Here is a 25,344-nt window from a genome sequence, read left to right as displayed (position 1 = left end):
CTCAGCCCTCCTCGGTGCGCTCTTCCAGAGCGCTACCGCCCGCGGTTAGCCACCTTTCTCCAGACGAGCGATCATCGGCGCACGTGCTGCCATGATCAGCGCCGCAGCGCGTTCCTCGTCCATGCCATCGATGTCGATCAGGTCATCAACCGCGAGGTCGGCCAGATCGTCCACCGAGACCACTTCACGCGAAGCCAGCGCAAATGCGGTGGCCTCGTCCATGCCCGGCAGATGCAGGAGTTCATCGGACGGCTGATGCTCGTCGATGCCCTCTTCCACGGCCAGTGCTTCGGTGAGCAGCGCGTCGCGGGCGCGGGCGCGGAGCTCTTCAACAATGTCTTCGTCGAAACCTTCCACGGCCAGCAGCTCGGCGCTCGGCACATAGGCGATTTCTTCGACGCTGGAGAAGCCTTCCTGCACGAGGATGTTGGCGATCTCCTGGTCCACTTCCAGCTTTTCCATGAACAGCTGGCGTGCGGCTTCCTGTTCGGCCTCGCTCTTGGCGGCGACCTGGTCCTGCGTCATCACGTTGAGCTGCCAGCCGGTGAGCTTGCTGGCGAGGCGCACGTTCTGGCCACCGCGACCGATGGCCTGGGACAGCTTGTCCTCGGCGACGGCGATGTCCATCGAGTGCTTCTCTTCGTCCATGATAATGGACTGCACTTCGGCCGGCGCCATGGCGTTGATGACGTACTGGGCCTGGTTTTCGTGCCACAGGATGATGTCCACGCGCTCGCCATTGAGCTCGTTGGACACGGCCTGCACGCGCGAACCGCGCATGCCGATGCAGGCGCCGATGGGATCGGTGCGGGTGTCGTGCGCAACCACGGCGATCTTGGCGCGGTCGCCCGGATCGCGGGCGCAGCCCTTGATCTCGACCAGGCCCTGGCCCACTTCCGGCACTTCGAGCTTGAACAGCTCGATCATGAATTCCGGTGCGGCGCGCGAGACGAACAGCTGCGGACCGCGGGCTTCCGAACGCACCTCGTAGAGGTAGCCGCGCACGCGGTCGCCGACACGGGCCGATTCGCGCGGAATGGTGCGGTCGCGCGGGATGAAGGCCTCGGCATTGCTGCCCAGGTCCAGATAGACGTTGCCGCGCTCGACGCGCTTGACGATGCCGGTAACCAGCTCGCCCACGCGTTCGCGGAAGGCGTCGACCACCTGCATGCGCTCGGCTTCGCGCACGCGCTGCACGATCACCTGCTTGGCGGCCTGGGCGGCGATGCGGCCGAATTCGGCGTTCTCGACCTGCTGCTCGATGTATTCGCCGACCTCAGCGTCTTCGCGCTCGTCGACGGCGTCCATCAGGCGCACCTGGTGATACGGCGATTCCATCTCACCGTCGTCGGCGATGATTTCCCAGCGACGGAACGTTTCGTAATCGCCGGAGTGGCGATCGATGACCACGCGGACATCCGGATCTTCATCCGGATAGCGCTTCTTGGCGGCGGACGCGAGAGCCGCTTCCATGGCCTGGAAAATCACTTCACGCGGCACGCCTTTTTCATTGGCAACCGCGTCAACCACCAGCAAAAGTTCTTTGCTCATTGCAGCAACTCCGTAGACGCCGCCGGCGCCCCATCGGTTTTAAGTTGATTTACTTCGCGGCCTTCTTGCCCGGGGCTTTACCCGGCTTGGGCTGCGGCACATAACCGAGCGCCACCCAGTCGGGCACCACGCGCGCGCTTTCCACCGCGTCATGGTCGAACTCGAAGGTCTTGCCTTCGGCTTCCAGCGAGATCCGCTCGCCTTCGACCGAGATCACCTTGCCGCGCAAGCGGCGACGTCCTTCCATGGGCGCCTTGAGCAAAATCTTCACTTCCGTTCCCGCCACCTTGGCGAACTGCGCCGCGGTAAACAGCGGACGGTCGATACCGGGCGAAGAAACTTCCAACACGTAATGCCCCGGGATCGGATCTTCCACGTCGAGCATGGCCGAGATTTCCCGGCTGGCCGCCTCGCAGTCTTCGACGTTGATCTCGCGGCCCTCGGTGTCGAGGAAGACACGCAGGGTACTCTGCCCCTGCGACGGGGTGAACTCCACGCCGATGCATTCCAGGCCCAGATCGGCCAGAACTTCCGTAAAGCGTTGAGCCAGTGCCTGCGTATCCATGATTGCCCTACCGTTACTGATCGCCAGAAACAAAAAATGGGCTCAAGCGGCCCATTCCATGCTCTAAAAATAGAGCGTCTCGCCGATGTCCCGACCCATCCAGACTCTTTCGGGGCACCTGGGGCGCAGCCAGCATCTAAGCGGCTTGTGACGCACGTGCGACGCTTCCTTGCGCCCAACAAAAAAGCCTCACGAGGAGGCTTTCTTGTTCTAAGAAAGATCTGGTAGCGGGGGTAGGATTCGAACCTACGACCTTCGGGTTATGAGCCCGACGAGCTGCCAGACTGCTCCACCCCGCATCAGAGTCCGCAAAGATTAGCGAGATGGCCGAATTCTTGCAAGCCTTTTCGCTAACTAATTTCACTTCATCGACAAGAAAGCGTCACGGAGATGCGGCCGTGACGCCCAAAAATCAAGCAATCATCAACCGACGAAAACGCTCTGGCACCAGCCGAACAGCGGGCCCCAGACGATGCCGAGCACCAGCAGCGCCAGCACGTTCAACGACAGTACCAGGCGCACCGAGACGTCCTTCTGCAGATGCACTTCGGTGCCTTCCACCGGCTTGTCGAAGTACATCACCTTGACCACGCGCAGGTAGTAATAGAGGCCGATGATGGCGAACACCGCGCCGACCAGGGCCAGCCACAGGAAGCCGGCATGGATCGCCGCCTGGAACACCAGCAGCTTGCCGAAGAAGCCGAACAGCGGCGGCACGCCGGCCAGCGAGAACATCACCAGCATCATCAGGAACGCCGCCCACGGCGAGCGCTGGTTGAGGCCCTTGAGATCGTCGATCTCTTCGCACTCAAAGCCGGCACGCGCCAGCGCCAGGATCATGCCGAACGCTGCGGCGCTGGTGATCGCATAGCTGATCGCATAGAACAGCGACGAGGCATAGCCTTCCGGACCGGCATTGACCAGGCCGACCAGCAGGTAACCCATGTGCGAGATGGTCGAGTAGGCCAGCAGGCGCTTGAGGTTGGTCTGCACGATGGCAACGATGTTGCCGATCGCCAGCGACAGCACCGCCAGGCACGCCAGCATCAGCTGCCAATGCTGGGACAGGTCGCCCAGGCCCGACGCCAGCAAACGGTAGGCCATACCGAACGCCGCCAGCTTCTGCGCGGAACCGATGAAGACGGTCACCGCGGTCGGCGAACCCTGGTACACATCCGGGATCCACATGTGGAACGGCGCGGCACCGAGCTTGAAGCCGATACCCACGATCATGAAGATCAGGCCGAACACCAGCAGATGCGGCATGCCCGTGTGGCCGGCGGCCATGTGCAGGCGCACGAGGTCGAGCGTGCCGGTGGCACCGTAGACCATCGACATGCCGTACAGCAGCATGCCCGAGGCCAGCGCACCCAGCACGAAGTACTTGATGGCCGCTTCCGAGGACAGGCGCGAATCACGGTTGAGTGCGACCAGCGCGTACGACGACAGCGTAAGCAGTTCCAGGCCCAGGTACACCATGATCAGGTTGCCGGCCGACACCAGCAGCATGATGCCGATCACCGCGAAGATGGTCAGCGTGTAGAACTCGCCCACGAACAGCTTGCGGTCCTGCAGATAGGGCTTGGCGTAGAAGAACACCAGGACGGTGGTGAGCAGCGAGAAGACCTTTAGGATCTCCGAGACGCCGTCGCGGATGAACATCCCGTTGAACGCGGTGACCGCCTGGCTGGGCTGGCCGGCGACCACCAGGTAGATGGCCACCAGCAGCACGGCAATCGACAGCCAGTGCAGCACCGGGCGCTGCTCGGGCTTCATGAAGGCATCCAGCAACAGCAGCAAACACGCTGCCGCCACCAGATAGAACTCCGGCAACAGGATCAGTATGTCATTGAAATTCGGCATGATCAGTCCTGCTTAGATCTTGTGGTTGCCAAGCTGGGTCACCAGCTGCGTGACCGACGAATCCATCAGATGGATCAGCGGCTGCGGCCAGATGCCCAGGGCGAACACGGCTGCGGCGAACGCGCCCAGTACAAACCATTCGCGTCCGTTGAGGTCCTTCATCTCCGCCACATGGGGATTGGTGATGTCGCCCCACAGCACGCGCTTGACCATGTACAGCGTGTAGGCGGCACCGATGATCAGGGTGAACGCGGCAAAGAACGCGATCAGCGGATTGGCCTGGAAGCTGGCCAGGATCACCTGGAATTCGCCCACGAAACCGCTGGTACCCGGCAGGCCGCTGTTGGCCATGGCGAACACCACGTAGAAGAAGCCGAACCACGGCATCACGTTGATGACGCCGCCGTAATCCTTGATCTGGCGCGTATGCATGCGGTCGTACAGCACGCCGATGCACGAGAACATCGCGCCCGAGACGAAGCCGTGCGAAATCATCTGCACCATCGCACCCTGCATGCCCAGCTTGGCGGCATCGAGGTTGTTGCTGCCGCGCACCAGCATGAAGGCGATGAAGATGCCCAGCGTGACGAAGCCCATGTGTGCCACGGACGAATACGCCACCAGCTTCTTCATGTCCTCCTGCACCAGCGCGATGTAGCCGATGTAGACCACCGCGATCAGGCTCAACCCGATCACCACCCAGGCGTACGCATCAGCGGCGTCGGGCGTAATGGGCAGGGAGAAGCGCAGGAAACCATAGCCACCGATCTTCAGCATCACCGCGGCCAGCACCACCGAACCACCGGTGGGCGCTTCCACGTGGGCATCGGGCAACCACGTGTGTACCGGCACCATCGGCACCTTCACCGCGAAGGCGATGAGGAACGCGAAGAACAGCCAGGTCTGCTCCTTCATCGACAGCGGCAGCGCCGCCAGCGTGGCGAGGTCAAACGAACCGGCCTTCAGGTAGAGGTAGATCAGGCCCACCAGCATGAAGATGGAGCCGAAGAACGTGTAGATGAAGAACTTCAGCGTGGCGTACACGCGACGCGGACCACCCCAGACACCGATGAGGATGAACATCGGGATCAGCATGGCCTCGAAGAACACGTAGAACAGCAACGCATCCGTGGCGCAGAACACGCCGATCATCAGGCCTTCGAGCACCAGCATGGCGGCCATGTACTGGTGCGGATTGGTCTGGATGACCTCCCACGCGCCCACGATCACCAGGATGCCGACGAAGCTGGTCAGCAGGATCAGGGCCACCGAAATGCCGTCGACCGCCAGGTTGTAGTGGACGCCCAGCGAGGCGATCCATACATGGCTTTCGGCAAGCTGCTTGGTGGCATCCGCCGCGTTGTACAGCGGCAGCATGTAGAGGCTGAGCACGAAGGTGAGCACGGCGACCGCCAGGGCGATCCAACGCGCAGCGTTGGGTCGACCGGAGCCGGCAAGCAACACCGGGACGGCGCCCACCACGGGGAGCCAGATCAGCAGGCTGAGCAAATGATTGAACATGGAGCAGGTTCCCTTATTGCCCGACCAGCCAATACCCGCCAAGCAGCAGGATAAGGCCGAGAATCATCGCGAAGGCGTAGTGATAGAGATAGCCGGACTGCAGGCGACGCATACCACCTGCAATACGGTCGACCAGACCCGCCGAACCATTGACCAGCACGCCGTCGATAACCGCCGCATCGCCGCCCTTCCACAGGGCACGACCCAGCGCCATACCGCCGCGTGCGAAGACGATGAAGTAAACCGCGTCGAACCAGTACTTGTGGTTGAGCAGGTTATAAATCGGCTTGAGCGCGTTCTTGATGCGATCGGCCACGGACGGGTTGAACAGGTAGATGTAGGTCTGGATGATGAACGCGGCGGCGACCAGCCAGAACGGCAGCTGTGCAAAGCCATGGAAGCCGGCAGACATCCAATTGCCGAACTCCTTGGCCATCTCGCCAAGCACATTGTTGGTCTCGTTGACGTGGATCGCCGAGCCAAACCATTCACCGTAGAGCAGCGGCTTCACAGCCAGCCCGCCCACGATGATCGACGGGATCGCCAGCAGGATCAGCGGCAGCGTCACCACCCACGGCGACTCCTTCGGCGTCTCGTGCATGATGCCCTGCTCGTGATGACCGTGGTCATCCTTGTGCGAGACATGATGGTGTTCGTCGTGCGCGGCATGGTCGTCGTGGCCGTGAGCATGGCCGTGGCCATGGCCATGATCGTGCACCACCACGAAGCGCTCCTTGCCGTGGAAGGTCAGATACATCTGGCGGAAGGTATACAGCGCGGTCACGAAGGCGCCGGCCATCACGCAGAAGTATGCGTAGGTGGCACCCCAGCGATGCGACTCGCCCACCGCTTCGATGATCGCGTCCTTGGAATAGAAGCCCGCGAAGAACGGCACGCCGCACAGCGCCAGCGAACCGATCCACATGGTGATCCAGGTAATCGGCATGTACTTGCGCAGGCCGCCCATGTAGCGCATGTCCTGCTCATGGTGCATGGCGATGATGACCGAGCCGGCACCCAGGAACAGCAGCGCCTTGAAGAAGGCATGCGTCATCAGGTGGAACACGGCGCCGGCATAAGCGGAGACGCCCAGCGCCACCGTCATATAGCCCAGCTGTGACAGCGTGGAGTACGCGACGACGCGCTTGATGTCGTTCTGCACGATGCCGATCAGGCCGGTGAACAGCGCGCCAGTGGCGCCGATGATCATCACGAAGCTGAGTGCGGTTTCCGACAGTTCGAAGATGGGCGACATGCGCGCCACCATGAAGATGCCGGCGGTCACCATCGTCGCGGCGTGGATCAGTGCCGAGATCGGGGTGGGACCTTCCATCGAGTCGGGCAGCCACACATGCAGCGGCACCTGGGCGGACTTGCCCATCGCGCCGATGAACAGGCAGATGCAGATGACGGTGGCGGCATCCCAATGCGTGTTCTGGGTGATCTGCAGGGTCTTGCCCACCAGGCCCGGCGCCGCGGCAAACGCCGTGGTGTAGTCCAGCGTGCCCAGGAAATACAGCACGCCGGCGATGCCGAGCAGGAAGCCGAAGTCGCCTACGCGGTTGACCAGGAACGCCTTGAGGTTGGCGAAGATCGCCGTCGGGCGCTTGTACCAGAAGCCGATCAGCAGGTACGACACCAGGCCTACCGCTTCCCAGCCGAAGAACAGCTGCATGAAGTTGTTGCTCATCACGAGCATCAACATCGAGAAGGTGAACAGCGAGATGTAGCTGAAGAAGCGCTGGTAACCCGGGTCGTCGGCCATGTAGCCGATGGTGTAGATGTGCACCAGCAGCGACACGAAGGTCACCACCACCATCATCATGGCGGTCAGGCGATCGATCATGAAGCCGACATGGGCGCTGTAGTTGCCGATCTCGAACCAGGTGTAGATGTTCTGGTTATAGATCGGCGCGCCGCCCGTGGTGAGCTGGTACAGCACGTAGAACGACAGGCCGCAGGCAATCGCCACGCCCAGGATGGTCACGCTGTGCGAACCGGCGCGACCGATGAAGCGACCAAAGAAGCCCGCCAGCAGGCAGCCGACGAGCGGTGCCAGGGCGATGGTCAGCAGAATGGAGGTAGACAATTCCATCGGGTCAGCCCTTCATGCTGTCGATTTCGGCGACATTGATGGTGCTGCGGTTGCGGAACAGCAGGACCAGGATCGCCAGGCCGATGGCGGTTTCCGCCGCAGCCACGGTGAGGATGAAGAACACGAACACCTGCCCTGCCACGTCGCCCAGGAAACGGGAGAACGCGACGAAGTTGATGTTCACCGCCAGCAGCATCAGCTCGATCGACATCAGCAACACGATGACGTTCTTGCGGTTGATGAACAGACTGGCCAGCGCGATGCAGAACAGCACGGCGCCGAGCACGATGAAGTGCGAAAGCGTGATCATGGGGTGGTCTCCTTGCCCGGTGCCGGCTGGGGCGCGACGGGAACTTCCGCGGCCATCTTCACCACGCGGACGCGGTCACGCGGGTTGACGCGAACCTGCTGCGAGGCCTGCTGGTGACGCACGCCGGTGCGCTGGCGCAGGGTCAATACCACGGCAGCCACCACACCCACGGTGAGGATCAGTGCGGCCACTTCGAACGGCAGCAGGAACTGCGTGTAGAGCGCAGTGCCCAGCCAGGCGGTGTTGGACATGCCAGCCATGGTGGCCGGATCGGCGCCCATCACGGCCTGGTGCATCGCACGCACGCCGATCAGCGCGAGCATTTCGCCCAGCATGACCAGGGCCACGATGATGCCGACCGGCAGGTATTTGATGAAACCCTCGCGTACGTGTTCCTGCTTGATGTCCAGCATCATCACCACGAACAGGAACAGCACCATCACCGCGCCCACGTAGACCACGATCAGGGCGATGGCGAGGAATTCAGCTTCGGCCAGCAGCCAGATGCAGGCGGTGCTGAAGAAGGTGAGCACCAGCGACAGCACGGCATGCACCGTGTTGCGCAGCGTGATCACGCCCAGCGCCGCCACCACGGTGACGGCCGCGAAGGCGTAGAAACACACGAGTTGGAACATATTCGTATCGATCATGATGTCCCGTCCTCAGCGATACGCGGCGTCTTGAGCGCGGGCAGCCGCGATGTCCTGCTCGAAGCGATCGCCGATGGCGAGCAGCTGCGGCTTGGTCACCACGTTCTCGCCACGCTGCTCGAAGTGGTACTCATGGATATGCGTTTCGACGATCGAGTCGACCGGGCAGCTCTCTTCGCAGAAACCGCAGAAGATGCACTTGAACAGGTCGATGTCGTAGCGCGTGGTGCGGCGCTGGCCGTCGCTCTCGCGCGGGGCGGAGTCGATGGTGATGGCGAGCGCCGGGCACACCGCCTCGCACAGCTTGCACGCGATGCAACGCTCTTCGCCGTTGGCGTAGCGACGCAGCGCATGCAGGCCGCGGAAGCGGTTGGACTTGGGGATGTGCTCCATCGGATAGCGCATGGTGTACTTGGGGCTGAACATGTAACGCATGGTCAGACCCAAGCCCTTGAACAGCTCGATGAGCAGCAGGCTTTTGAAATAGTGAGTTACGCGGGACATGTTTCTTCAGCCTCCCGTGCCGACGGTGACCCAGCCGAAAAACTTCATGCAGCCGGCGACGAGGACCCAGACGATGGTGATGGGAATGAATACCTTCCAGCCCAGACGCATGATCTGGTCATAGCGGTAGCGCGGAAAGCTCGCGCGGAACCACAGGAACATGAAGGCAAAAACGAACACCTTGACGAACAGCCACAGCACGCTGGCCTGCCCCACGATGCCCCACGAAGCCGGCAGCGGCGACAGCCAGCCGCCCATGAACAGGATCGGCGCCAGGAAGCTGATCAGGATCATGTTGGCGTATTCGGCCAGGAAGAACAGCGCGAAGGCCGAGCCCGAATACTCCACATGGAAGCCCGCGACGATTTCCGACTCGCCTTCCGCCACGTCGAACGGCGCGCGGTTGGTTTCGGCCACGCCCGAGATGAAGTAGATGATGAATACCGGCAGCAGCGGCCACATGAACCAGTCGAAGATGCCCTTGCTGCCGGCCTGCGCATGCACGATGTCGGTAAGGTTCAAGGAACCGGCCAGCACCAACACGCAGACCAGGCACAAGCCCATGGCCAGCTCGTACGAGATCACCTGCGCGGCCGAACGCATCGCACCCAGCAGCGCGTAACGCGAGTTGGACGCCCAGCCGGCCAGGATGATGCCGTACACGCCCAGCGAGGTCATTGCCAGCAGGTACAACAGGCCGGCGTTGACGTTGGCCAGCACCATCTTGTCGTTGAAGGGAATCACGGCCCACGCGGCCAGCGCCGGGATCAGCGCCAGCAGCGGCGCCATGTAATACAGGGTCCGGTTCGCGCTGGTCGGAAGAATCACTTCCTTGATCAGCAGCTTGGTCACGTCCGCGAAGGCCTGCAGCAGGCCGAACGGACCGACCTTGTTGGGCCCCATGCGCACGTGCATCCAGCCGAGCACCTTGCGCTCCCACCACACGTACAGCGCCACCGTGATGACCAGCGGCAGGACGATGCACAGGATGTAGATGACCGGCATGACCACCTGGTTGAAGATCTGTTCGCCCATGTGCTTACGCCTTGCTCAGGGTGAGGGCTGCGCCGTAGGGCGGCAGCGAGACAGTGTCGTCGTGTGCGGCTTCGATCCAGGCCGCGCCATCGGGCACGGTCGCATCGATCGCCAGCGGCAGCACCGCGTCGGCCACGCGCACCGCATCGCCCTCGCCCAGACCCTGGCGCTTGGCTTCGTCCGCATTGATGCGGACGGCCGGCGCACGGTTGAGCGGGTGCTTGCTGAGTGCGGTCGCACGACGGAGCACGGCATCGGTACGGTAGATCGGCCAGGTGGCGAGACGGCTCAGGCCAACCGCCGACGGACGCGAAGCCAGCTCGGCGCGCGGCTGATGCGCACGCTCGCTGATGCCTTCGCGCAGACCGGCCAGGTCATCGAACTCGAAGCCCGCGACCTTCATCACGCCGCCCAGTGCACGCAGCACCTTCCAGCCCGGACGCGCATCGCCCGGCGCCTTGGCGCCGGCGGCCACGCTCTGGGCGAGACCATCGACATTGACCAGGGTGCCGTCGATTTCCGGCAGCAGACCAATCGGCAGAATCACTTCGGCCACTTCGCGCAGCGCATCGCTGGCATAGGCCGTAAACGCCACCACCTTCTGCGCGCCCTTGAGCGCCTTCAGCAAGGCCGCGCCATCGGCGACGTCCTGCGGCTCGACGCCGTACAGCACATAAGCCTTGCGCGGCTGGGCCAGCATCGCCTGAGCATCGAGGCCGCCGTTACCCGGCAGCACGCCGACGCGGCCCAGGCCCACGGCGTTCGCACCGACCGGCAGTTCGTTGTAACCCGCACCCGTCGCCTGCGCGATGAACTGCGCCACGGCCCGCAGCCACGAGGCCTGCGGATGGGTGACGGCGGCTTCGCCGAGGATGACGACGGCGCTGCCACTCTTCAGATCGGCAATCGCGTCCTTGTCGCCCTCGTCGCACGACGCAGCGTGGATCGCATCGGCCAGTGCGGCCGGCGCGGTGGCACCCGCTTCGACCACGCCCTTGGCCAGCGACAGCAGCGCATCGACCAGGGCCTGCGGCGCCACGATGGCTTCGCCGGTCAGCTTGTAATTGAAGTTGAAGCTCGCCGGATTGACCGCGTAAACCTTGGCGCACTTCTTCACCGCCTGATGGATGCGGTGATTGAGTAGCGGCATCTCGTGACGCAGATCCGAGCCCACCAGCAGCGCAGCCTTGACCTTGTCCAGCTCGGCGACCGGCTTGGCGAACGCGGTGGCGATCGCGTTGTCGGCGAAGTCCAGCTGACGCACGCGGTGATCGATGTGCGCACTGCCCAGACCACGGGCCAGGCGCACCAGCAGGTCGCCTTCCTCGTTGGTGGTGGCCGGGTGCACCAGCACGCCCAGCTCGCTGCCCGGCACCGCCTTCAGCGATTCCACGGCGGCGCTCAGCGCGTCGTCCCAGGTGGTGGTGACCCACTGGCCGTTGCGCTTGACCTGCGGCGCGCCGACGCGATCGGCCGCGTACAGACCTTGATGGCTGTAACGGTCGCGATCGGACAGCCAGCACTCGTTGATCGATTCGTTGTCGCGCGGCACCGTGCGCAGCACCTCACCGCGGCGCGTATGCAGCCACAGGTTGGAGCCGAGCGCATCGTGATAGGCGACCGACGGCTTGGCGATCAGTTCCCAGGCGCGCGCCTGGAACTGGAACGGCTTGTTGGTCAGCGCGCCCACTGGGCAGACGTCGATGATGTTGCCCGACAGTTCCGTCTCGATGGTCTTGCCGATGTAGGTACCGATCTGCAGGTTGTCGCCGCGGCTCATGCCGCCGAGCTCGTACGTACCGGCGATTTCGCTGGTGAAGCGCACGCAGCGCGTGCACTGGATGCAGCGGGTCATCTCGGTGGCGACCAGCGGACCGAGGTTTTCGTCGGCGATGGTGCGCTTGCGTTCGGTATAGCGCGACACGCTGCGGCCATAGCCCAGCGCGACGTCCTGCAGTTCGCACTCGCCGCCCTGATCGCAGATCGGGCAATCCAGCGGGTGGTTGATCAGCAGGAACTCCATCACGTCCTTCTGGAACTTCAGGGCGGAGTCGGAGCGCGTGGTGACCTTCATGCCTTCGGCCACCGGGGTGGCGCAGGCCGGCTGCGGCTTGGGCATGGGCTTGCCGCCCATTTCCACTTCCACCAGGCACATGCGGCAGTTGGCGGCGATCGGCAGCTTGCGGTGATAGCAGAAGCGAGGAATGTTGATGCCGATGGCATCAGCCGCCTCGATGATCATGGCGCCCTTGCGGATCTGCGTGGGCTTGCCATCGACCTCGATGTTGACGAGGTCGAGATTGGGTGCTGCGGGCTGCGCACTCATGCGGCGGCTCCAAGCTTGTCGTCGACAATGGAGCGGCCATTGACGATGTAGTACTCGAATTCATCCCAGAACTGGCGCAGGAAGCCCTGCACCGGCCACGCCGCGGCTTCGCCGAACGCGCAGATGGTGTGGCCTTCGATCTGGCCGGCAATGGCCTTGAGACGATGCAGGTCTTCCATGGTGCCCTGACCTTCCACGATGCGATCCAGCACGCGGTGCATCCAGCCGGTGCCTTCGCGGCACGGCGTGCACTGACCGCAGCTTTCCTTGTGGAAGAACTGTGAGATGCGGCGGGTGAAACGCACCGTGCAGACGGTGTCGTCGAGCACCACGATGGCGCCCGAGCCGAGGCCCGTCTTGAGGTCACGCAGCGTGTCGTAGTCGAACGGCAAACCCTTGAGCTGTTCGGCGCGCAGCACCGGCATCGACACACCGCCGGGAATCGCACCCTTCAGCGTGCGGCCCGGACGCAGGCCACCGGCCATTTCCAGCAGCTCGTCGAAGGTGGTGCCCAGCGGCACTTCGAAGTTGCCGCCCTTCTGCACGCAACCGGAGACCGAGAAGATCTTCGGACCGCCGTTCTTGGTCTTGCTCTGCGCCAGGAACCAGTCCGCACCCTTGCGCAGGATGGCCGGCACCGAGGCATAGGTTTCGGTGTTGTTGATCGTGCTGGGCTTGCCGTACAGGCCGAAGTTGGCCGGGAACGGCGGCTTGAAGCGCGGCTGGCCCTTCTTGCCTTCCAGCGATTCCATCAGCGCGGTTTCTTCGCCGCAGATATAGGCACCGGCGCCGAGCGCGCCATAGATGTCCACATCGAGGCCGGTGCCCTGGATGTTCTTGCCCAGCAGACCGGCGGCGTACGCTTCCTTCAGCGCCTCTTCGAAATGCTCGAAGGGCTCGTGATGGAATTCGCCACGCAGGTAGTTGTAAGCCACGGTGGAACCGGTGCAATAGCACGCGATCGCCATGCCTTCGATCACCGCATGCGGGTTGAAGCGCAGGATGTCGCGATCCTTGCAGGTGCCCGGCTCCGATTCGTCGGAGTTGCAGAGGATGTACTTCTGCATGGTGCCCTTGGGCATGAAGGACCACTTCAGGCCAGTCGGGAAGCCTGCGCCGCCGCGGCCGCGCAGGTTGCTCTTCTTGATCTCGTCGATCAGGGCAGTCGGGTCGGGCTTCTCGGCGAGGATTTTCTTCCACGCTTCATAGCCACCCACCTGGGTGTAGCTGTCCATCGCCCACGGCTTGTCGAAATGCAGCGTGGTGTAGACGACCTGATGTTCTTGGGGTGCGGGTCCGTAAGCCATTGCGCCCAGCCCTTACTTAAGACCATCGAGGATTTCATCGATCTTCTGGATCGAGAGTCGCTCGTGGTAGTGACCATTGACGGTCATCGCCGGCGCGCTGGCGCAGGCGGCGATGCATTCTTCTTCGCGCTTCAGATACACGCGGCCATCGGCGGTGCTTTCGCCCAGCTTGATGCCCAGCTTCTGCTCGCAGTGTTTCACCAGATCATCGGCGCCATTGAGCCAGCACGAGACGTTGGTGCAGATGGCCACGTTGTTGCGGCCCACCGGCTTGGTCTCGAGCATCGAATAGAAGCTCGCCACCTCGTAAGCCCACACGGCGGGCAGGTCGAGGTACTTGGCAACGGCGGTGATCAGCTCGTCGGTGAGGAAGCCTTCGTTCTGCTCCTGCGCGGCAAACAGCGCCTGGATCAGCGCCGAACGCTTGCGGTCAGGAGGAAAACGGGCAACCCACTCTTCGATGTGATGACGAGTGTGTTCGTTCAGTACGACGAGCGGGTCGACATTCTTGACCTGCGCGTAATTTCCGGTGGCTTTCATGTGTGGTTTCCTCCGGGCTCAGCGATCGACTTCGCCGAACACGAGGTCATAGGTACCGATCATCGCCACCACGTCGGCCAGCATGTGGCCGCGCACGGTGACGTCCATCGAGGACAGATGGGCGAAGCCCGGCGCGCGCAGATGCACGCGGAACGGCTTGTTCGCACCATCGGATACCAGGTAGCAGCCGAATTCACCCTTCGGTGCTTCCACGGCGGCATAGGTCTCGCCCGCAGGCACGCCATAGCCTTCCGTGAACAGCTTGAAGTGATGGATCAGCGCTTCCATGTCCTCCTTCATGCTTTCGCGATGCGGCGGCGCCACCTTGTAGTTCTGCACGATGACAGGACCCGGGTTGGCCTTCAGCCACTTCACGCACTGCTGGATGATGCGGTTGGACTGGCGCATTTCTTCCACGCGCACTAGGTAACGGTCGTAGCAGTCGCCGCCCACGCCCACCGGGATGTCGAAATCGACCTCGGCGTACTTGGCGTACGGCTGCTTCTTGCGCAGATCCCACTCGATGCCCGAACCGCGCAGCATCACGCCGGTCATGCCCCAGGCCTGCGCCTTTTCCGGCGGGATCACGCCGATGCCGACCGTACGCTGCTTCCAGATACGGTTGTTGGTGAGCAGTTCTTCGTACTCATCCACCTTGGTCGGGAAGTCGCTGGTGAACGCTTCCAGATAGTCGAGCATGGAGCCTTCGCGCCAGGAGTTGAGGCGCTTGAGGTCCTTGCCCTTGTGCCAGGGCGACTCGCGGTACTGCGACATGTGGTTGGGCAGATCGCGGTAGACGCCGCCCGGACGGTAATAGGTCGCGTGCATGCGCGCGCCCGACACCGCCTCGTAGACGTCCATCAGTTCCTCGCGCTCACGGAACGCATACAGGAACACTGCCATCGCACCCAGGTCGAGCGCGTTGGAACCGATCCACATCAGGTGATTCAGGATGCGGGTGATTTCGTCGAACATGGTGCGGATGTACTGCGCACGCTCCGGCACCTCGATACCCATCAGGGTTTCGATGGAGCGCACGTAGGCGTGCTCGTTGCACATCATCGACACGTAATCGAGGCGATCCATATAGCCGATCGACTGATTGAACGGCTTGGACTCGGCCAGCTTCTCGGTGCCGCGATGGAGCAGACCGATATGCGGATCGGCGCGAACCACGGTTTCGCCGTCCATCTCCAGCACCAGGCGCAGCACGCCGTGCGCAGCGGGATGCTGCGGGCCGAAGTTCATGGTGTAGTTGCGGATCTCTTGCATGATCAGTTATTCCGCCAGTTATCGGCCGCTTCGGCCTTGGCCTGCTGCAGGTCGGCATCGTCACGGATGACGCGCGGCACCAGCACGCGCGGCTCGATCGACACGGGTTCGTACACCACGCGCTTCTGCTCGGGGTCGTAACGCACCTCGACATTGCCAATCAGCGGGAAGTCCTTGCGGAACGGATGACCCACGAAGCCGTAGTCGGTGAGGATGCGGCGCAGGTCCGGGTGACCGTCGTAAATGATGCCGTACAGGTCGAACGACTCGCGCTCAAACCAGTTCACGCCCGGCCAGATGCCGGTCAGCGAAGGCACGATCGGCAGCGAGTCGTCGTCGCAGAACACGCGCAGGCGCAGGCGCTGGTTGTTCTCCAGCGACAGCAGGTGAACGATGGAGGCGAAGCGGCGCGGCGAGGAGTCGGCGTGCGGGCGGTCGGCCCACTTGAAGCGGCCCATCGCCTCGCCTTCCACACCGCGCGAGAAGCCGGTGCCGGACACGGTTTCCGTGTCCCATTCGGTCTGGCCGTAGCCGAGGTAATCGATGCCGCAGACGTCGATCGGCACGCCGAAGCGGAACGATGCTTCGTCACGCAGCGCGGTAGCCACCGCGAGCAGGTCGGCGGCGGCCACTTCGGCGGTGACTTCATTGCGGACGACGCTGATCGTCAGCATTTCGCCGAATCGCGCGGACAGGCGCTCGGCCAGCGAGTTGAAAGAGGTATCAGTCATGCTCTGCTGCGCCTTTGTCAGGAACGCGCGATGGTGTTGGTGCGGCGGATCTTCTTCTGCAACTGCAGGATGCCGTGGATCAGCGCTTCGGCCGTTGGCGGGCAGCCCGGCACGTAGATGTCCACCGGCACGATGCGGTCGCAGCCACGCACCACGGAATACGAGTAGTGGTAGTAGCCGCCGCCGTTGGCGCAGCTACCCATCGAGATCACCCACTTCGGGTCGGGCATCTGGTCATAGACCTTGCGCAATGCCGGGGCCATCTTGTTGACCAGCGTGCCGGCCACGATCATCACGTCGGACTGGCGCGGGCTGGGGCGGAACACCACGCCGTAGCGGTCCAGGTCCAGGCGCGCGGCGCCGGCATGCATCATTTCCACGGCGCAGCAGGCCAGGCCAAAAGTCATCGGCCACATCGAACCGGTGCGCGCCCAGTTCATCAGGGCGTCGACGCTGGTCGTGGCAAAGCCGCGCTGCATGACGGGGTTGTCTTCGGCCGGACGCAGGATGTCGTCCACCAGGTTCAACGGCTGCGGGTTGTGCATCACCCGGTCAAGCGACGAGATCACTCCCATTCCAGTGCTCCCTTCTTCCACACGTAAGCAAAGCCGATGACCAGCAGCAGCAGGAACAGCGCCATCTCGACCAGGGCAATCAGGCCGATCTTGGTGAACACCACGGCCCACGGAAACAGAAACGCAATTTCCAGGTCGAAGATGATGAACAGGATCGCCAGCAGGTAATAGCGCACGTCAAAACGCATGCGCGCATCTTCAAAGGCTTCGAAGCCGCACTCGTACGGCGAGAGCTTCTCGGACTCGGGGCGACGCGGGCCGGCCAGCAGGCCGATGACCAGAAGCACCACGCCTAAGCCGGCGGCAACGCCGATGAAAAGCAGAATGGGCCAGTATTGGGCAAGCACGATGAAACGTACCTCCGCGCCTTCATTGGCGCATCAGTGACCGTCGGGGAAACGGTCCGCGGAACTTGGGTTCGGCATGACCCGCGAGGGCCAAGGGCTAGGCGCCACGATCACGTGCATTGGGGGCAGCGAGCGTCCGACTTCCCTCGATCTGAATCGAGGGATCGCGACATTGTATCAGTGCGCTTAACAACAACAAGCCTTGACGGCTGTTTGGAAGGAGATTTGCAGGGGTTTCTTCCAGCGGTCGTAAGCCATTGCGACCAAGGTCTTAGAGCCTGACTCTACATCGTGTGCGTGGGGCGCTCGGATCCGGTCAGGCCGGCCAGGATGTTCTCAATGCGGGTACGCGCCACTTCGCCATCGGACGACTCGTTGAACTGCACGCCAATCCCGGCCGTGCGGTTGCCCTGCGCACCGACCGGGGTCACCCAGACCACCTTGCCGGCCACCGACAGGCGCTCGCCTTCATCGGTGAGGTTGATCAGCAGCACCACTTCGTCGCCCAGGGCGTACTTCTGGGCGGTAGGGGCGAACAGGCCGCCGTGCTTCAGATAAGGCATATAGGCGTTGTAGAGCGACGCCGTGTCCTTGATCTTCAACGAAATGATGCCCTGGCGGGCGGCAATGGCCGGATTCATGACTGCTCCTGTACACCGCTGATGCAGTGCCCCTCAGCCGCATCGTAGCGAGCGGTCGGCCATTGCCACAAGCGAGATGTCGACGGAATGTGACGGCGCTAGAGCTCGCACCAGCCCCAGCGGTCGAAGATCCAGGGCGATGGCAGATTCATATGCAGCTTGAGGAAGCGCGGCCCAGGCGCGGCCGGGTCCAGGCCATGCAATACGTAACGCCCCTGCCCGTCCATGGTCAGTGGCGCCTGGCGCCACGGCCACTGGCGAACGCCCCGCTCGTCGACCAGGGTCAGGTGCAACCAGCGATGGAGCGAAGGAGATGGCTGCCATGGCAGCACGGCCGACTCGGTGGAAACAGCGGTTCCCCGCACCGACTGATACCGCTCGCCACGGTCCGCCAGACGGCGCATCCGCTTGCCGCTCAAGGCCATCTGGCTGCGATGACAGGCCAGCGCGGCCATCTTGGTGGCATGGATGCCGACCGAGGAGTCGAGCTTGACCCGGCCTTTGCCGATGACCTCCTGGCCGTGCACGAGATAGGCCAGCATGCGCGGCGTCTCGACGTTGGCGCGGGCCACCGCCAGGCGGGTCAGGACATGGGCGGCGCCGTGATCGGGGTGGTGATCGCCCAGCGCGGGCAAGGCGACCAGGTTGGGGCGAAACGCCTCCAAGTGCCGGCTCACCATCTCGACGCTAACATCCAGCTGGTCGCAAAGGCGGCTGGTGATGCCCATGTCGGGCCAGCCCAGGGGCAGCAACGCCTCGCCGGTCACGCCCAACTGAGCCAAGGCCTGGGTCACTTCGGCACGCCGGCGCTCACCCCAGCGGCGGCGCTCGTAGGGGCCGATGCGCAACCGGCGCTCCACCCAGCGTTGTGGCCAGGGATTGTTGTCGCCATTGGTGAGCAGGAGGATCTGCACTTCGCCGCCGGCCTGCCGTACCTGCAGGATCAGCTCGCCGGTGGCGATCGATTCGTCATCCGGGTGCGGCGCGACGACCAGCAGTCGCGTCCTGGCATTGAGGCTCAAGCTCACGTCAGCCCCCTGTGACAGGAGGCGCCGGACGCCAGCCGCGATCGAAGGCCTGCGACCACACGAAAGCCACAGGCGTGCCGCCGCTCACCACCAGATGGTGGGTGCCGCGGCTCAGGAACCAGTGGTCCGCCGGCGCGGCGCCATCGAGGCTGCCGCTGAGGCGCTGGTGTCCATCGGTCACCACATAGTCTCCGGGTACGTTCACGTCTATCGTCTGCTGGGGCTGGTGATCGGCAAGCATACGGCCCGCGATCCAGATATCTCCGCCAGCCTCCACATAATTGAGCATCACGAAGCGCGCGCTCGAAGGCGGCAGGCGCCGCAACACCACCAGCATGGTCCGGTGATTGACCAGGTCGTCGACGATGGTGTCCGCCATCTGCCCACGGCGCAGGCGCCGCATGGCCAAGCTTTCCAGCACGGGATAGTAAGGGCGCATGCGGAATATCGTGTCGCCCTTGGGGTCCATCACCGTGTCGGTTTCGTTCGTGTAACGCAGCACGGTCGACAGTTCATTGCGTTGCGCGGCGAGATCGTCCTGCCATGGCGGCGCATCGGCAATGACGGCTGCCATTTCCGCCACCAGCAAAACCATCAACAACACGCCGCGCAGTCGCGGACGCGAGTTCAACCACTGCCAAGTCGCCGCCAGGCCGGCAGAGGCAATGGCAAGCGTCGGCAGCACAGGCAGGAAATCCTGCTTGGTGATGAGTGGCCAGATGAACCAGATCAGCAGCAGGTACAGACCGCCCTGCAAGGCAAAGAACACGGTCCAGTCGAAACCGCCTTCCGAGCGCTGCCGCGCTTCACGCACGCACATCACCACCAGCACCGCTGCAAAAATCAGAAACCACAAACCTTGCTGCGCCGCATGCCGTTTGTTGGCGCCGCCGATGTTGTACTCGGCCAGCCCGTACCACGCGTCTTCGAGCAAACCGTGCGTGCCCAACCAAATGGCAAAAATGGCGGGCACCAGCAGTACGCCCAGCAACGCGGCGATCCAGCAACGCACGCCGGCCCGCGGCGCGTGCGAGGGCCGCATCATCCGCACCACGCCGGCCGCGACGACGGTGGTGACCAGCAGCACCAGTGTTTTCTGCGATACCGACAGTGCACAGCCCATCGCCAGGCCGGCCACGAAGTAACGCCACAGGCGCGGCGGTGCGCCCGCCACGAACGCCAGGCCGAGCAACCACATCGCCATCCACATGTCGTCGGTGCGGAACTGTCCGCTGACGACGAAGAACCGCGGGAATAGACCGGCCACCAGCACAACCACCGCAGCGACGCGCCAGCCGTAGAGGCGTTGCGCCATCCAGCCCGCCGAACCCAGGGCGATCACATACCAAAACTGCATGGCCAGGCGCAGCCAGGTCAGCACGTCGGGACGGTTGTCCAGCCACTTCAGCAGCGGCGAGTGCAGCCATCCGAACAGCGGGCCGTGGTTGTCGAAAACATCACGGTAAGGCAGCAGCCCTTGCGTCCACGCCCATGCGACGTGCGCGTGCTGCGCTTCGTCGGAGTTGAGCGTGTACGCATTAAGCCATGCCAGTCGAAGGACCAGCAGGAACAGGAGCGAAATCCACGGCCAAATGGGGAGCTGGCGTTGGGGGACGAACTTCATCGGCGAAGCGTAGGCAGGCGGCCTGTCAGCGGCCTTTCCCTAGGGGAAACGCGGTGACTGCAACCCGGTTGTCACGCTGGCATCAGTGCCAGCGGGCAAGCAGCTCCAGCAAGAGCAGATCGCCGCGCAACGGGCCACGCAGGGATTCACGCGTGCGATTGGCCGCCATGTACCACTGGTCGAGGCCTTCGGCGTCCAGCTGACTGGCCAGCGGCCCCTGCCCCGCGGTGGCGCGCAATTTCAACTCTTCCGCAGCCGCCTGCGCGGCAAACCACAGGCGTTGTTGCGGCTCGTTGTCCAGCCAGCGACGCGCTACTTCCATGGCCTCGCCACGACCTGCCGCCAAGGCGCCAAGGTCCTTGCGGACTTCCAGCCGGCGCGCGAGCGCACCCTGCTCCGCCCAGGCACGCGCCAGGCCGGGATTGCCGCCCGCCGCGTCGAGCGCAGCAGCTGGGTCTTTGACGCCCTGTTGCTCAAGCCACGCCAAGGACTGCTCGCGCGAGGGCAAATGGAACTCGATGCGCTGGCAGCGGCTGCGAATGGTCTGCGGCAAGCGCCATGGCGCATCGGCGACCAACAGCAGCAGCGTCTGCGGCGAGGGTTCTTCCAGCGTCTTGAGCAAGGCGTTGGCTGCCGCGGTATTCATGGCATCGGCCGGATCGATGCACACGATCTGCCATCCACCGAACTGGCTCGACATGGCAAGACGGGCGGACAGCTCGCGAACCTGGTCGACCACGATCTCGCTGCGCTGCACGCCATCCTTGCGCAGGCCAAAACTCAACGTGGCGAAATCCGGGTGCGTGCCCGCTGCAAACAACAGGCAGCTGCGGCACTGGCCGCACGGCTCGCCGTGTTGCGGGTGCTGGCACAGCAGGCCTTCGGCGAAGCGACGCATGAAGTCGCGCTTGCCCAGGCCTTCGGGCCCGCACAGCAAGAGCGCGTGCGGCATCGCGTTGCGCTCACGCCTAGCCTGCAGGCGTTCCCAATGCTCGCCATGCCATGGCATCAGATTCATGCCGGAGTCCCAAACAGGTGACGGGTGGCATCGATGGCGGCCGCCAGCACTTCCGGCGGCGTCAGCGTGGCGTCGATGATGCGGAAGCGCGCCGGCTCCGCGGCGGCACGCGCACGATAAGCCGCACGCACGCGCTCAAAAAATGTATCGCCTTCCACTTCGATGCGATCCGCTTCGCCGCGGCCGGCAGCGCGCGCACGCCCGGTCGCCACGGGAAGATCGAGCAATAGGGTCAGGTCAGGCGTCAAACCATGTGTAGCCCACTGCTCCAGCGTGGCGATGCGCTCATTCGGCACCCCGCGACCACCGCCTTGATAGGCGTAGCTCGCATCGGTGAAACGATCGCACAACACCCACTGCCCCGCCGCCAGCGCAGGCTCGATGCATTCGCGCACGAGCTGCGCCCGCGAGGCGAACATCAGCAGCAATTCGGATTCGGCGCCCATGCCGCGATGCGCCGGATCGAGCACGATGGCGCGCACCGCCTCGCCCAGCGGCGTGCCGCCGGGTTCGCGCGTCTGCACCAGATCCACGCCCTGCGCGCGCAAGTGCTGCTGCAGGCCGGCGAGCAGTGTGCTCTTGCCGGCCCCCTCGCCACCTTCGAGCGTGATCAACTTGCCTCGTGTCATTGGCATCGCTTCAGCTGAAAACAGGCCACGTTGTGATTGTGTTCGTCCAGCGTACTGGAGAACACGTGCGTGCCGTCGCCACGCGCGACAAAGTAAAGCTCCGACCCGGTTGCCGGATGCAGCGCCGCCTCGATGGCGGGCTTGCCAGCCATGGCGATCGGCGTCGGCGGCAGGCCGGCGCGGGTATAGGTGTTGTACGGCGTGTCGGTGGTCAGGTCCGACTTGTGGATGTTGCCGGTGTAGGACTCGCCCATGCCATAGATCACGGTGGGGTCGGTCTGCAGCAGCATGTGCTCCTGCAGCCGACGCACGAACACGCCGGCGATGCGCGCACGCTCATCGGCGCGGCCGGTTTCCTTTTCCACGATGGACGCCAGGATCAGCGCGTCATACGGCGTGGCCAGCGGCACATTCTTGTCGCGTTGGGCCCACAGCGTGTCCAGCATCTTGGCCATCGCGGCATGCGCGCGGCGCAGGATGTCCAGGTCGCTGTCGCCCTTCACATAGGCGTAGGTCTCGGGAAGAAAACGTCCCTCGGGCATTTCGCCAGGCGCCCCGATCCTGGCCATCAGCGCGGCGTCGTCGAGACCGGCGCCTTCCTGCTTGAGCCGGTCCGCCTTGGCCAAGGCCTGGCGCAGGTCTCGGAAGTTCCAGCCATCGACGATGGTGAAATTGCGCTGCAGGACCTTGCCCGCAGCCATATTGAGCAACAGCTCGCGCGGCGTCATGCCCGCGCTCAACGCATATTCGCCCGCATGCAGGCGACCGGCCACACGCAACTGCTCGGCCAGCACACGCCAATACAGCGTGCGCGAATTCGTCACGTGCTGCTCGCGCAACTGGCCAACCACATCACGCAGGCTGCTGCCCTTGGCCACATCGACGCTGGGCGTCTGCGGCGACACCGCCAACGGCATGCCGACGAAGCGCTGATAGTCCATCCATCCATAGGCGACGCCGCCGGCTACCGCCAGCAACACCAGCACGATCAGGCTGCGCCAAAGCGCCCGCCCCTGCATCTTGTGTCCACTCATGCCTGCTCCATCGGGAAACCCAGGCCGCGCCAATGCTGCTGCAAAGCGCGGGTGACCGGCCCGGCAACATACACGGTATCGCCCAAGGCCTGAACAGGCAGGATGCCGCGTACGCTGGAACTGAGGAAGACCTCACTGGCCCGGGCGAGCTCCGCCGGGCGCAGTCCCTGGATGCGCACGCCTGGCCGGCTGGCGAGAATCTCGGCGCGAGCCACCCCCGCCACGCCGCAGCGATCCAGCGCCGGTGTGATCAGGACGCCATCGAGCACGGCGAACAGATTAGTCATGGTGCCCGAGATGAGCTGTCCCTCGGCATCGCAAAGCAGGCCCTCGCCCAGCGCGGGGTCGGACCATTCGGCGCGCGCCAGCACCTGCTCCAGCCGGTTGAGGTGCTTCATGCCCGCCAGCACCGGCTGCGCGGCCAGACGCGTGTCGCACCAACGCACGCGCAGGCCTGAGCGATACACATCACCCGCCATGGACGGCGCCTCGAAGCCGGCCACGACACGGGTGGGCGCAGCAGCCTGAGGCGGTGCATAACCGCGCTCTCCAACGCCGCGAGTGAGCGTGATGCGAACGACGGCATCGTGCATGCCCTCGATCACCAGCGCCGCTTCGCGTGCCAGCTGCGGCGCATCGGGCGCAGGCAAGCGCAAGCGGATGCAGCTCTCGCGCAAACGGTCCATGTGTCGCGACCACAGCGGCGCCACGCCATCGACGAAACGGATGGTTTCGAACAAGCCGTCGCCGTAGGACAAGCCTCGATCAAACGCGGAGACGGTGACCGACGGCGCACCGTTGATGAGTACGCGGTCTGCCATCAGCCCTGCACTCCCAGTGCACGCAGCAGGCCGCGCGCCTTGGCACGCGTCTCGTCCAGCTCTTTATCCGACACTGAATCGGCCACGATGCCTGCGCCAGCGCGCAGCGTGACGTCGGAACCGGCCAGCGTGAACGTGCGTATGAGGATATTGAGATCGAGATCGCCGTTGCGGTCCAGATAACCGAGCGCGCCGGTATAGGCGCCACGCGGCGCATCTTCCAGCGCAGCGATGATTTCCATGCAGCGCACCTTGGGGCAGCCGGTGATGGTGCCGCCCGGGAAGGTGGCGGCAATCACTTCGCCCGGCGTCACATTGTCGCGCAGGCGACCGCGCACGTTTGAGACGATGTGGTGCACGTGCGCGTAACTCTCCACCACCATCAGCTCGTTGACTTCGACCGTGCCCGGCACGCAGACGCGGCCCAGGTCATTGCGTTCGAGATCGATCAGCATGACGTGCTCGGCGCGTTCCTTGGGATGCGTGCTGAGCTCAAGGATGCGCGCGGTGTCGTCATCACCCGGTGTGCGCGGCCGCGTGCCGGCGATCGGACGCGTCTGCGCCAGGCCATCGCGTACTTCGACCAGGCGCTCAGGTGATGAACTCACCACTGCCCATTCGGGCTGCTGGAACAAGCCCGCGAACGGCGCCGGATTGGCTTGGCGCAGCGACAAATACAATTGCGCAGGCGTCACAGGATTCGCGTAATGCGCGTGCCAAGCCCGCGAGAGATTTACCTGGAAGATGTCGCCGGCATGCAGATGTTCGTGGATGCGCGCCACGCCATCGAGAAACAGCGCCGGCTCGTCCTCGCTGCAAGCGTCGGGTGCAGGCAACGCAGGCAATTCCATCGGCGCGAAGAGATCAGCCTCCATGACATCGAGCAAGCCTTGATGCCCCTGCTCCGCCACCAACACCGTGCAACCACGCGCATGGTCAACGATAACCGCCGCAGGGCAGCGCAAGGCGATGGCAGTGGGCAAAACATCGGAGGGACGCAGCTGCAGGCGCGTTTCGATCTCGCCAACCAGTTCATAGGCAAGAAACAGCAGCCAGCCACCGTGGAACGGCAAGTCGCTTGCTCCGTCACGCGGCGATCGAACCGCGCACCATGCTTCATCCAGCGCATCGAGAAAGCCGCGCTGCAACGGCTCCCCCCGATCGTCGATGAGCCGCCCATCGGCGCGCAGGGTCAGCGCTTCCTGCGGAAACGCGAAAAGAATGTCGTAGCGCGACTGCGGCGTACCGTGGGTCACGCTCTGCAGCAGGCCCGGATAGCGCTCCGGAAATGCAGCGGCCGGCGCGAGTAGATCGCGCCGGCCGTGCAGGGTCTTGCGATGGAACGTGGTCACTTCGC

General features: G+C 63.9%; 24 protein-coding genes and 1 tRNA gene. All 25 read right to left on the bottom strand.

Annotated elements, in window-relative coordinates:
• Positions 1-45 precede the first annotated feature (45 nt).
• The 25 genes from nusA to AB4Y82_RS11515 all read right to left on the bottom strand — a co-directional run bounded on the left by nusA (position 46) and on the right by AB4Y82_RS11515 (position 25,339).
• Complete coding sequence (gene nusA, locus AB4Y82_RS11635) at positions 46-1,551, bottom strand: transcription termination factor NusA (RefSeq protein ID WP_441604073.1); 1,506 nt, start codon at positions 1,549-1,551, stop codon at positions 46-48.
• 49 nt (positions 1,552-1,600) lie between these two features.
• Entirely contained in the window at positions 1,601-2,116 is a 516-nt protein-coding gene (rimP, locus tag AB4Y82_RS11630; RefSeq protein WP_441604072.1) for a ribosome maturation factor RimP, read from the bottom strand.
• A gap of 222 nt (positions 2,117-2,338) precedes the next feature.
• Positions 2,339-2,415, bottom strand: a tRNA-Met gene (locus AB4Y82_RS11625).
• A 124-nt stretch (positions 2,416-2,539) separates the two neighbouring features.
• Positions 2,540-3,979: an NADH-quinone oxidoreductase subunit NuoN gene (gene nuoN / locus AB4Y82_RS11620; protein WP_441604071.1), complete on the bottom strand. Its 1,440-nt coding sequence runs from the start codon at positions 3,977-3,979 to the stop codon at positions 2,540-2,542.
• Positions 3,980-3,991: 12 nt separating this feature from the next.
• Positions 3,992-5,500 (bottom strand): NADH-quinone oxidoreductase subunit M, encoded by a 1,509-nt coding sequence (locus AB4Y82_RS11615; protein WP_441604070.1) that lies wholly within the window; start codon positions 5,498-5,500, stop codon positions 3,992-3,994.
• Between the two features lie 13 nt (positions 5,501-5,513).
• A complete protein-coding gene (gene nuoL, locus AB4Y82_RS11610; RefSeq protein ID WP_441611283.1) occupies positions 5,514-7,595 on the bottom strand; it encodes an NADH-quinone oxidoreductase subunit L in 2,082 nt (693 codons plus the stop codon).
• Positions 7,596-7,599: 4 nt separating this feature from the next.
• Positions 7,600-7,905: an NADH-quinone oxidoreductase subunit NuoK gene (gene nuoK, locus AB4Y82_RS11605; RefSeq protein WP_046970165.1), complete on the bottom strand. Its 306-nt coding sequence runs from the start codon at positions 7,903-7,905 to the stop codon at positions 7,600-7,602.
• The gene (locus AB4Y82_RS11600) at positions 7,902-8,555 is read right to left on the bottom strand and encodes an NADH-quinone oxidoreductase subunit J (RefSeq protein WP_441604068.1); all 654 of its coding nucleotides are present in this window, start codon (positions 8,553-8,555) and stop codon (positions 7,902-7,904) included. Before AB4Y82_RS11600 ends, nuoK begins: the two co-directional genes overlap by 4 nt.
• A gap of 12 nt (positions 8,556-8,567) precedes the next feature.
• A complete protein-coding gene (gene nuoI / locus AB4Y82_RS11595; RefSeq protein WP_046970163.1) occupies positions 8,568-9,059 on the bottom strand; it encodes an NADH-quinone oxidoreductase subunit NuoI in 492 nt (163 codons plus the stop codon).
• Between the two features lie 6 nt (positions 9,060-9,065).
• The gene (gene nuoH / locus AB4Y82_RS11590) at positions 9,066-10,094 is read right to left on the bottom strand and encodes an NADH-quinone oxidoreductase subunit NuoH (protein WP_441604067.1); all 1,029 of its coding nucleotides are present in this window, start codon (positions 10,092-10,094) and stop codon (positions 9,066-9,068) included.
• A 4-nt stretch (positions 10,095-10,098) separates the two neighbouring features.
• Complete coding sequence (gene nuoG / locus AB4Y82_RS11585) at positions 10,099-12,420, bottom strand: NADH-quinone oxidoreductase subunit NuoG (protein ID WP_441604066.1); 2,322 nt, start codon at positions 12,418-12,420, stop codon at positions 10,099-10,101.
• Positions 12,417-13,727, bottom strand: a complete 1,311-nt coding sequence (gene nuoF, locus AB4Y82_RS11580; RefSeq protein ID WP_441604065.1) for an NADH-quinone oxidoreductase subunit NuoF — start codon at positions 13,725-13,727, stop codon at positions 12,417-12,419. The genes nuoG and nuoF overlap by 4 nt, the downstream gene beginning before the upstream one ends.
• Positions 13,728-13,739: 12 nt before the next feature.
• The gene (gene nuoE, locus AB4Y82_RS11575; RefSeq protein WP_046970159.1) at positions 13,740-14,267 is read right to left on the bottom strand and encodes an NADH-quinone oxidoreductase subunit NuoE; all 528 of its coding nucleotides are present in this window, start codon (positions 14,265-14,267) and stop codon (positions 13,740-13,742) included.
• A gap of 18 nt (positions 14,268-14,285) precedes the next feature.
• The gene (locus AB4Y82_RS11570; protein WP_441604064.1) at positions 14,286-15,539 is read right to left on the bottom strand and encodes an NADH-quinone oxidoreductase subunit D; all 1,254 of its coding nucleotides are present in this window, start codon (positions 15,537-15,539) and stop codon (positions 14,286-14,288) included.
• A 2-nt stretch (positions 15,540-15,541) separates the two neighbouring features.
• Entirely contained in the window at positions 15,542-16,270 is a 729-nt protein-coding gene (locus tag AB4Y82_RS11565; RefSeq protein WP_441604063.1) for an NADH-quinone oxidoreductase subunit C, read from the bottom strand.
• A 17-nt stretch (positions 16,271-16,287) separates the two neighbouring features.
• Positions 16,288-16,845, bottom strand: coding sequence for a NuoB/complex I 20 kDa subunit family protein (locus AB4Y82_RS11560; protein ID WP_046970156.1), 558 nt, complete (start codon positions 16,843-16,845; stop codon positions 16,288-16,290).
• Positions 16,836-17,192 (bottom strand): NADH-quinone oxidoreductase subunit A, encoded by a 357-nt coding sequence (locus AB4Y82_RS11555; protein WP_121880989.1) that lies wholly within the window; start codon positions 17,190-17,192, stop codon positions 16,836-16,838. The genes AB4Y82_RS11560 and AB4Y82_RS11555 overlap by 10 nt, the downstream gene beginning before the upstream one ends.
• 284 nt (positions 17,193-17,476) lie before the next feature.
• A complete protein-coding gene (locus tag AB4Y82_RS11550; RefSeq protein ID WP_046970154.1) occupies positions 17,477-17,833 on the bottom strand; it encodes a PilZ domain-containing protein in 357 nt (118 codons plus the stop codon).
• 98 nt (positions 17,834-17,931) lie between these two features.
• The gene (locus AB4Y82_RS11545; RefSeq protein WP_441604062.1) at positions 17,932-18,861 is read right to left on the bottom strand and encodes a PIG-L deacetylase family protein; all 930 of its coding nucleotides are present in this window, start codon (positions 18,859-18,861) and stop codon (positions 17,932-17,934) included.
• A 1-nt stretch (position 18,862) separates the two neighbouring features.
• Positions 18,863-20,485, bottom strand: coding sequence for a hypothetical protein (locus AB4Y82_RS11540; protein ID WP_441604061.1), 1,623 nt, complete (start codon positions 20,483-20,485; stop codon positions 18,863-18,865).
• Between the two features lie 82 nt (positions 20,486-20,567).
• Positions 20,568-21,503 (bottom strand): DNA polymerase III subunit delta', encoded by a 936-nt coding sequence (gene holB, locus AB4Y82_RS11535; protein ID WP_441604060.1) that lies wholly within the window; start codon positions 21,501-21,503, stop codon positions 20,568-20,570.
• Entirely contained in the window at positions 21,500-22,138 is a 639-nt protein-coding gene (gene tmk, locus AB4Y82_RS11530) for a dTMP kinase (RefSeq protein ID WP_441604059.1), read from the bottom strand. The genes holB and tmk overlap by 4 nt, the downstream gene beginning before the upstream one ends.
• On the bottom strand, positions 22,129-23,166 hold the full coding sequence (gene mltG / locus AB4Y82_RS11525; RefSeq protein ID WP_441604058.1) for an endolytic transglycosylase MltG: 1,038 nt from the start codon (positions 23,164-23,166) through the stop codon (positions 22,129-22,131). The genes tmk and mltG overlap by 10 nt, the downstream gene beginning before the upstream one ends.
• The gene (gene pabC / locus AB4Y82_RS11520; RefSeq protein ID WP_441611281.1) at positions 23,163-23,987 is read right to left on the bottom strand and encodes an aminodeoxychorismate lyase; all 825 of its coding nucleotides are present in this window, start codon (positions 23,985-23,987) and stop codon (positions 23,163-23,165) included. The genes mltG and pabC overlap by 4 nt, the downstream gene beginning before the upstream one ends.
• Positions 23,987-25,339 carry an aminodeoxychorismate synthase component I gene (locus AB4Y82_RS11515; protein WP_441604056.1) on the bottom strand — a complete coding sequence of 451 codons (1,353 nt, stop codon included), beginning with the start codon at positions 25,337-25,339 and terminating at the stop codon, positions 23,987-23,989. The genes pabC and AB4Y82_RS11515 overlap by 1 nt, the downstream gene beginning before the upstream one ends.
• Between the last annotated feature and the right edge of the window lie 5 nt (positions 25,340-25,344).

Origin of the sequence: Dyella sp. 2YAF14 (genome assembly GCF_052114725.1) — a bacterium.
Classification (GTDB): domain Bacteria; phylum Pseudomonadota; class Gammaproteobacteria; order Xanthomonadales; family Rhodanobacteraceae; genus Dyella.
The sequence above is the reverse complement of the archived record's forward strand: the minus strand, read 5'-3'. Positions and strand labels throughout refer to the sequence as shown.